Origin of the sequence: Endozoicomonas numazuensis (assembly GCF_000722635.1) — a bacterium.
Classification (GTDB): Bacteria; Pseudomonadota; Gammaproteobacteria; order Pseudomonadales; family Endozoicomonadaceae; genus Endozoicomonas_A; species Endozoicomonas_A numazuensis.
The window spans coordinates 780,645-789,385 of the sequence record NZ_JOKH01000003.1; the positions used below are offsets into that span (position 1 = coordinate 780,645).

The following is an 8,741-nucleotide window of genomic DNA, read 5'->3' on the forward strand; positions in this document are numbered from 1 at the left end:
TAACGCTTGCAGCAGGGGCGGCGAACACAGTGAGGCGTCCCTTTTGCCTGCACTTGTTAAGTGGCCCTGGCCGCTACGATGGTTGGGCTGGCGAGACTCCATTGATATTTTTGGCACCTGACCTCACCGCCAGCAGATTAATCTATTTTCTGTTTTTTGCTGAGCACTGATTCAGAGTCACTGAGGAGAAAAAAAAGCAAAGCACTTGTAAATGGTTGTCTATTGCTCAGAACTGAAGGACTCCGAACTCTGTGCTGTCGTGGCACAAGGAAAGAAAACCTGAAACCTCTTGCCAGCTCCGCCCAAAATTGAGAAACAGCATACTGCTTGCGCTGGCATTGCAAGAAGGATAATACACCTGATCTTGATCGCCAGATGGTACACACCTTCTTCTTTCTACTTGTACGGCACTTTCATATTACTAACCAATCTATGCACCCTGCCACTTAACGCCAATTTCAGCCGCGCGCCGCCAGGCGCGTCGGGTGGAGGGGCAACGCCCCGGAACGAACTGGAAATTTTTGTTATGCGCATTTTGCTCGAACCCAAGCATCAAACTCTGATATTTTTTGTGGTGTATTTTCTAAGAACTCATTCAGAGATTCATACCTATAGTTTGTTAGCTTCCCGCTTGAGTCTGGAATAAAAATTATTGGCTCATTAGGAATGACATCAGATTTTTCTTGAAGTTTAAGCTCTTTTATCATGCTTTCATAGAAAGAGATATTGTTATAGTTTTTATCGGAATAGAGTTCATCAGAAGAGATACCTTCAATCCTTAATAGTTTTGAATTTTTATTCCTAATGTATGTAGCGAATCTATATGCCAAGTAATCTGAAACTTCATTTGTGTTTGATAAAATCAATGGACGACCATCAAATGATCCACCTATTCTTTGCTCTGTTTTTTTTCGCTTCGCAGAAAAGCCACCACCTGTAAAGAATGATGAAAATGTTGATGCAATTGTTGTTACAATTTTAAAGAGCCTACCTTCAAAATAGTTTGTTTGGCTATTCAATATAATTGACACTTCATCTGAACAAATAATCGCACATAAGAATATATTTTGAGCATCAGTAGGAGCTTTACGATGTAATACATTATATGTGGACTCTAAAGCTTCCCACATTAACCCAGTGAACCGGTTATCTTTGATACTATCTTTTAAGTATTTCTTGCTTAAACCGATTCCATCTAAACGAATACATAAGTATTCATCTTCAGATACTTTAGAAACAACTTCTGACTTTTCTTCGATTATCCTGAAGTGCTCTTCATATTCGCAATACTTCTCTAGCAATTTTACTTCTTTCAATTGTACTTACTCCGATGATGCGCATAACGCTTGCAGCAGGGGCGGCGAACACAGTGAGGCGTCCCTTTTGCCTGCACTTGTTAAGTGGCCCTGGCCGCTACGATGGTTGGGCTGGCGAGACTCCATTGATATTTTTGGCACCTGACCTCACCGCCAGCAGATTAATCTATTTTCTGTTTTTTGCTGAGCACTGATTCAGAGTCACTGAGGAGAAAAAAAAGCAAAGCACTTGTAAATGGTTGTCTATTGCTCAGAACTGAAGGACTCCGAACTCTGTACTGTCGTGGCACAAGGAAAGAAAACCTGAAACCTCTTGCCAGCTCCGCCCAAAATTGAGAAACAGCATACTGCTTACGCTGGCATTGCAAGAAGGATAATACACCTGATCTTGATCGCCAGATGGTACACACCTTCTTCTTTCTACTTGTACGGCACTTTCAGATTACTAACCAATCTATGCACCCTGCCACTTAACGCCTGGTTCAGCCGCGCTGCCGACGGCGGCGTCGGGTGGAGGGGCGCAGCCCCGGAACGAACTGGAACCATTTGTTAGGTGCGTTGTATCCGCTTGAATACGAGGCTTTTGATTTCATTGGGGGTTAATCTGTAGCTTGGCCCCATTGAGTTTTGATAAGTATGCACTTCATTGTGGCATGAGTTACATAGAGAAATTAAATCTAAATCGTTTTCTTTACCTATACGATCATAAATCAAATGGTGAACACATTCAGCCTTTTCATTGCAAGCTTGGCATTTACGTCCATCTCGGACAAGAATTCGACTTCTTGTTTTTTGCCATTCTGATGATTCGTAGTAAGAACCGAAAGTAGTTTTATCTACTATTTTTAATTCACCAGATACAATTTCTTGATAAATTTTTTCTTTATATGATTTTTTAGCTTTATCCAATGCTTGAGAATAACCTTTATACCAAATATCACATGCTTTCCATCTTCTTTCTTCAATTGTTGGATCAAAATCGGGTAGCTGATAGATGTTTTCTACTTTTTTCTTTGAAATGCTTTTTATGTGTTTACCACATTCTAAACACTGAATTACAATACAATTACTCTTTTCATCGTATTGCCGATATGTTATTAATGTTTCAGGATGTTTACATTCCGATGGAGAAATTGGTTTTGGTTTTTTACTTTCATATTCTGCATTAAAACCATCCCAATCAAAATTGGGTATTTTACCGTCTTCACCTGTAATTCTATCTATGATTTGGTTTCTTAAATTCCACCAACGTTGATATTCTATATCTTCATCTCTTTTTAAATCTTCCTTAAATGAAGGTAGATTCTCCCAATTTATAATTGAGTCTTTTCTATGATCTTTGACGATGCAACCACAACTTGAGCATTGACTTACTATGTGTGTAGTATTGTCAGCATGTGTTTTGAGTTTGAGAGAATGATTTTCATGTAAGCAGAGATCAGGTTTCTCTGGTTGAGGAAATTCGGCTTTGAATCTTTCTAATGCTAAATCTAATTCTCCCTGGTATACATCTATTTCTCTTGGGGTTAATTGATTACTATCAATAACTCTTTTTGATTTTTTCTTTGCATTATTGAATTTTTCTACTAGCTCTCTACGATTCGGATCACTTACAGTTGTTCTTACTAAAATTCTATATAATTCGAGTTCTATTCCTCTCCAGTGTCGTAAATCTATGAAGTACTTTTCAAATGGATTTTCATCAAATGGATATGACAATATTACCTCCAATATGTGGTAGCACCTAACGCCGCCTTCAGCAGCCGCCGTAGGCGGTCTGCTGGAAGGCTTTGTTATGTGAGCATTGTTTGCACAATATCTTGTATTAGAGCACACCGACATTGATTTATTTGCTCTTTATTTCTCCCAGTTTTGCGAGACTCAATTCTAGTACAGGTATTACACCACTGACCTTTTGTAACACCAGAAAAAAGTTTCTTGAAGTCTCCATGCTCATAGCATTTCCATATACCGTTGGCAGTATCATGTGCTGAAAGATATTCTCCTCCGAACCGTTGTGCTATTTCAGATAATTTTTCTGGTGTATAGACATAGTGACGGCGACCACCAAAATTTAAAAGATTTACTCCTTCATTATTAAGTTTTCTAATCCAATGCTTCTCTAATTCTTCTAGTTTTTCTTCAGCACATTCCTCTAAGATAAACAATCTTGGATATTTATTTAACTCAAGTAGCTTGTTTATCCAAATATAGACAGCACTTTTTTTTCGAAAACTATCAGAAATATGATTGTAGTATCTGACAGTAGGTTGGACACTTTTGCCAATGTATTTAATTTCTTTACTGTCGGGATCAACAAGAGCGTAAATCGATGGTTTTCCAAAAGGAGAAACTGCGATTTCATATGATTCGGAATATTCTGAAATTTGCATGATGCTCCTTGCTCACATAACGCTTGGTTCAGGTGCGCCGTAGGCGTCACCTGGAACCACTTGTTATGTGTCTTGGTAGGTTAAGCTGCTAGTTCTTTTAATGGTCTTGGTTTTTTTGCATAGAATAATGTAACTCCACCACCAACCTCTGCTGTTTGGGGGCTAAGATACCTTTCTTCTTTTTCTTCTAATAATTCCTTCCAACGAGCTTCTATATCACGCCAAGGCTTCTTATTTATCCTCTCAATACTATACCAATGATATATTTCTCCCCAACTTATGAAAGTTGAACCATTGGCGTATAACTCATCTAACCGTGCCCAAAGTTGATCTCTATGTCTTTTTAGCATTACAGCAACCTCATAAATAAACTTCAGCTGCATCATACATAAAATAATTTAGCGATACACTAAATATTTTTAAGACTCCATAAAATTATTTATAGTGACCTTATTTATAGTACTGACACATAACATATTATCTGAGGGAAACACGACATTCACCAGACCCATAAACACCAAGGCCTGTTGTTAACTCCGCTTTGAAATGACCTTCTTCCACCGGTTTGAGATGACCCATTTTCAGCAATACTTTTGACCCGCTTTCAACGGTTAAGTTCACTGTGTGTTTCAGGTTTATTTCTTGGAAGGAGTGCCTTTGAGTAACCCAGCTTTGCGCTTCTCTTTCAGGCGGTAACTCTCACCTTTGATATTGAGAGTCGTCGCGTGATGCAACAACCGATCAAGTATCGCTGTAGCTATAGCTTGATCACCAAAGATTTCACCCCAATCAACAAAGCTTTTATTCGAGGTCAGGATGATGGGTCACAGTAGGAATGCCGGTCACCCGGCCCCCCCTGCGCAGATCCGTACAAGCACTGCTAGCGCATACGGCTCCTACCTCGAGTATTTGACGCCAAACCGCTGCTCCGGCCATGGGTGAAGGACTTTGACCTTTGGGAACACAGTATTTACGAAGGCACCAAACTTCTTCCAGTTCAGGCGACTTCGTTGACTGCGCCGCTTAAGGGCTTTGTACCATATTCTCTGCACTGCAGTTCTGAAAGCATTTATCCTACGGCTATTACCCGGTACAGCAAAGTAGTTCATGTGCCCTTGAATGACACGTTTTAACCACTCCAACTGTTCCGGCACAGCTTCATGCCTGTGCTTCATAAGATGGTCTTTAATGCCTTGCAGCGTTGTCCGCATTCTCTTCTTGCTGGTCTCTCGGACGACTGTGAAGCGTTCATTACTTCGGGTCACACTGCAGAAGTGGGTGAAGCCGAGAAACTCAAAGGTTTCTGGCTTTCCTGCTCCCAGTCTCTGCAAGTCCTTTTTGGCAAATCGCCCAAAACGAATAAGCCGGGTTTTATTCTCGTGTAGAGATAAGCCGAACTCTTTTAGTCGATCACCAAGTTCCTGCAGAAACCTCTGTGCTTCCCATTCCAGTTGGAAACCCAGCACACTGTCGTCAGCGTAGCGCACAACAATAACCTTGCCCTGCGCATTCCTTTTACGCCATTGATTAACCCATAGATCGAACACGTAATGCAGATAAATATTGGATAGCAAAGGTGATATCACTGATCCCTGCGCTACACCTGCCACGCTTCGGACATGCCGACCATCGTCGGCATAGTATCCTACTTTTATCCACTGTTTTACCAAGCGGATAATGCGCTTGTCTTTCACCCGGTGCTCTAAAAACCTGATTAGCCATTCATGGTCAACCTGATCGAAAAATTTCCGAATATCCAGGTCCAGCACCCAATTCACAGGATTTCTTTTGATTCCCACAGTCAGTGCATCCAGTGCATCGTGCTGGCTTCTCGCAGGGCGGAACCCGTAAGAGAAACCGAGGAAGTCTTCCTCATAAATCCCTTCCAGTACCTTGACTACAGCCTGTTGGACGATTTTGTCTTCCAGACACAGGATGCTCAAGGGGCGTTCGCTCCCGTCTGCCTTGGGGATACAGACCCTTCGGGCTGGACGAGGCCGATAACTCCCTAGATGCACCTTTTCGTGCAAAGCTTTCAGCCGGGCATCCAACTCCTGCTGATAGGACTGCCAAGTGACGCCATCGACCCCCGCCGATGCGTTTCGTTTCAGTTGAAAGAAACTTTCTTTCAGCAGGTTCAGAGTGTGGTGATGAAACAAAGCAGTGAATTGTAAGCGACTGTCCTTCGCCGCTGCTTGACGTATACCCGGCAGGTTGGACGAGGTGTTAGTCCGGCTCTGAGTCCGGCCACCGACACCCTGCTGGATATTCCTCTTGGTCAGACCACTTTCCTCCACAACCTCCGCCGCAGGTGACCTGCTTTGTTCGGCTGCTTCTCAGGTACTATTAGCCTGTCCGACTTCCTGCCGACGACAATAGGCGTGTGGTTTTTAACCTTCCCCATTGCGTCTCCCATGGCTATTACAGGAGAAACCGGCAGGATCTCCCGAGTTCCGCACAAGATGCGTACCCGCATGCACAAGGTCTACGACTGCGTGAGGTTCACCAGCCACTTGCGATTTAGCGCAATTGGTGATTTTGCTTTCTGCAGAACATAACAACATCAGCACCTCAAACTATTTGATTTCGCAGCTCAATACTTAGCCTACTGGCACCCCTGTCAACGCTTCACCGGTTACCTTACGGTAGCAGGCGCATGACTCGGGGCTGGGGCGGCTCGCCTGCCTTACCCCACAGGGACTTTCACCCTTAACATCTTGCCGATTTATCTCGGCGCTCTAAGCGTTCAAACAGGTGGCAGACTCCAATGGCACTGACTTAAGCCGCCTTCCCTTGGTATTTCTTGAGTCTGCGGGCCTGCGCTCTTGGGTGTTGTAGCCTTTTGTGCGGCTTTGGGCGTTTCTTTACAGCCCTTGGTTCTGCAACATGTTGACCGATTATCTCCAACATACTGGCGATCTTCTCTTCAAGCCAGTTACCGGCTGCTTCCAGCAGCGTTTGATGGAACAAATTTGTGGCTGTCCTTTATATTCGGTGGCTGTCCTTTATATTCGGTTCGTGGTAGATTGCCGCCTTCGCAGAAATGATGAGTTCAAGAGCGCTAAACAGGGAAGTTATTTTTAGACAGTTCCTTAGGTTTAGTGGTTCTATCAAGGTTCTGACCAACTATTTCCCAAGGTGCCTGCAGACCAAGGCCGAGCATGAATATCTGGTTGCCGTCCATGACTACTAAAACCTGTGAGTTTCCGGGTCGGGTATTATCGGTCAGATATCAGAACGAAATCCATAGCAAACAGCGAAGAGCCAAGGAATTTTGGAAAACAATAAACCATTTTTTCGAAGAGACTTTGCCTGAAATTGCGGATTCTTTGATCAGTAGAATCAATGATAATTTTCATCGTCGGAACCCTGCATCTTGAATTCGTTTGGGTATAGATCGCTCATACCAGCCTCTACTGAAATTGCGACCAGCGCAAAGTCAGCAGATGAATAAATGCTATCTTATGAAGGTTTTTCTGTATGGATAGCTTCGAGAGTTCTTCGCGAGGTAGTTATGTCATTAAGCCGATTTTATTTGTTTGGTCTATCTGCAATATTGTTTGCTATTCTGTTTTCCCTAAGTATGTACTCACAAGGTGGGGGTATTGATCATTGTCACATTGATGCGATCCCGGCATCTATCGCTGAAAATACTGAGATAAATCTGTTGCCTGGCAATGAAACCATAAGTCTTGAGTATGAAGGCTATCCATTACTTATTACCTCAGGGCTGGCGTGTTCTACCGATGTGCAGTCTGGTTTAATCACCTTGGCTAGCTCTTCTTTTCAGGAGGAAGTAGTCATTCCTGTTCAGGCTCAAGAAAGCATTTTGTTGTCGTTTCAGGATGTAGTCGTTGATGATGTTGTGCAAGTCACCAGTATTGCTGGTACCTCAGATTCATTATGGCATGAAACACGTGAGATCCATTTTAGAACTGAAGAGCAACAGTATCAGCTCCTCGTTGCAACGTACGGTTCTCTGTCACCCGATATTGTTCTGTATGATAAGCAATCAACAAACCTTCCTCAGACCATTAAACTGAAAATACTGATCAATCAGCTGGCTGATGATTCTTCAACCGCTTCTAACACGCTGGAGCTAGGCGGTGGAGAGCAGAATACCATGAACACCATTGGGCTTAGCGTATTATTCCCAATCATATTCGGTTTAACCGAGGTGGCGTGGGTGCTTAGTTCTGCGAAAATTCTTGGGCAAAGCTATTTTCCCAAGAGGGTCAAAGTATTTGTGTGTGCATCCAGGCTGGTAACGTACCTGTTTACGGGAGGGATCACTCTTTTGCAGGATATTGTTATACATACAACGTATGCTTTGGTGAAGAAGGAGCTTCTTCCCTTTTTCTGGATGCCTCTGCCATTTCTCTCAGGGGTGTTTGAGTTTGTGTTTCTGGATACGGAGCTCCGGGAGTTAAGGCAACAACAACTTTTACAACCGGAAAGTGAGACCCCTTAACCCAATGGCACTGACTTAAGACAAAATCCCTGAAATACCAAGGCTTGCTCAGGAAGAAAAACGACGAAGAGCCAAATTTCTTTACAAGTACTCAAGCATATGGAATCGAATATTTCTGGCTCATTGATCAGGTGCTATGCAAGGCGCAATGGCGGGAGCATAGCAAGCTATGTGACCAGAGTTGCAACGCAGTCAGAGTGCCTGAGCAATGAGTTAGAAAATATGATTTCATATGCTTGGGTACTTATCACGTACTTGGCAAGCTGCCTGAACCAGAAATGACCCACAGATTTTACTGACGAGGCGAAAGTTTAAACCAAGCTGGCGTAATGGTTTTAAGACCGGAAGAATTCCCAGAAGTTTCAAATAAAAGTTTTTTGAGAAAAGTATTTTCTAATCCCAAAATGAGCCTGAAGGAAGCGTCAAGCCAGTGCTTTCAGGCCTTTCGTTCAAAAATTGATTGAAACAGTGATTCTCTGGCAGTCTGTAGCTGCTCTGCTGCTTCATTATCGCCCATGCTTGTAGCTCTTGCTTCAAGTTCTTCAAGAGTGATCCCTTTTT

The 8,741-nt window shown here is 42.9% G+C and carries 6 protein-coding genes and 1 pseudogene; 1 reads left to right on the top strand and 6 read right to left on the bottom strand.

Annotated features, from left to right (window positions below; all coding sequences use genetic code 11):
* Positions 1-524: 524 nt before the first annotated feature.
* The 6 genes and pseudogenes from GZ78_RS16150 to ltrA form a co-directional block, all read right to left on the bottom strand.
* Complete coding sequence (locus GZ78_RS16150; protein WP_034837961.1) at positions 525-1,316, bottom strand: tRNA(His) guanylyltransferase Thg1 family protein; 792 nt, start codon at positions 1,314-1,316, stop codon at positions 525-527.
* Positions 1,317-1,865: 549 nt separating this feature from the next.
* Positions 1,866-3,035, bottom strand: coding sequence for an HNH endonuclease (locus GZ78_RS30005; protein ID WP_201772723.1), 1,170 nt, complete (start codon positions 3,033-3,035; stop codon positions 1,866-1,868).
* Positions 3,036-3,109: 74 nt separating this feature from the next.
* On the bottom strand, positions 3,110-3,709 hold the full coding sequence (locus tag GZ78_RS16160; protein ID WP_034837964.1) for a GIY-YIG nuclease family protein: 600 nt from the start codon (positions 3,707-3,709) through the stop codon (positions 3,110-3,112).
* Positions 3,710-3,789: 80 nt separating this feature from the next.
* Positions 3,790-4,095, bottom strand: a complete 306-nt coding sequence (locus GZ78_RS16165) for a hypothetical protein (protein WP_051786247.1) — start codon at positions 4,093-4,095, stop codon at positions 3,790-3,792.
* 249 nt (positions 4,096-4,344) lie between these two features.
* Positions 4,345-4,530: pseudogene (locus tag GZ78_RS28395) on the bottom strand (ATP-binding protein); the annotation flags it as partial.
* Positions 4,531-4,605: 75 nt separating this feature from the next.
* Positions 4,606-6,006 (bottom strand): group II intron reverse transcriptase/maturase, encoded by a 1,401-nt coding sequence (gene ltrA / locus GZ78_RS16170; protein ID WP_201772724.1) that lies wholly within the window; start codon positions 6,004-6,006, stop codon positions 4,606-4,608.
* A 1,286-nt stretch (positions 6,007-7,292) separates the two neighbouring features.
* Here ltrA and GZ78_RS16185 point away from each other — a divergent pair.
* On the top strand, positions 7,293-8,180 hold the full coding sequence (locus GZ78_RS16185) for a hypothetical protein (protein WP_034837972.1): 888 nt from the start codon (positions 7,293-7,295) through the stop codon (positions 8,178-8,180).
* Positions 8,181-8,741: the final 561 nt, after the last annotated feature.

What these genes read in the sequence shown, in the direction of transcription:
- GZ78_RS16160 (WP_034837964.1), bottom strand. Translation starts at nt 3,709, where the DNA reads ATGCAAATTTCAGAATATTCCGAATCATATGAAATCGCAGTTTCTCCT.
- GZ78_RS16165 (WP_051786247.1), bottom strand. Translation starts at nt 4,095, where the DNA reads ATGATGCAGCTGAAGTTTATTTATGAGGTTGCTGTAATGCTAAAAAGA.
- GZ78_RS16185 (WP_034837972.1), top strand. Translation starts at nt 7,293, where the DNA reads ATGTACTCACAAGGTGGGGGTATTGATCATTGTCACATTGATGCGATC.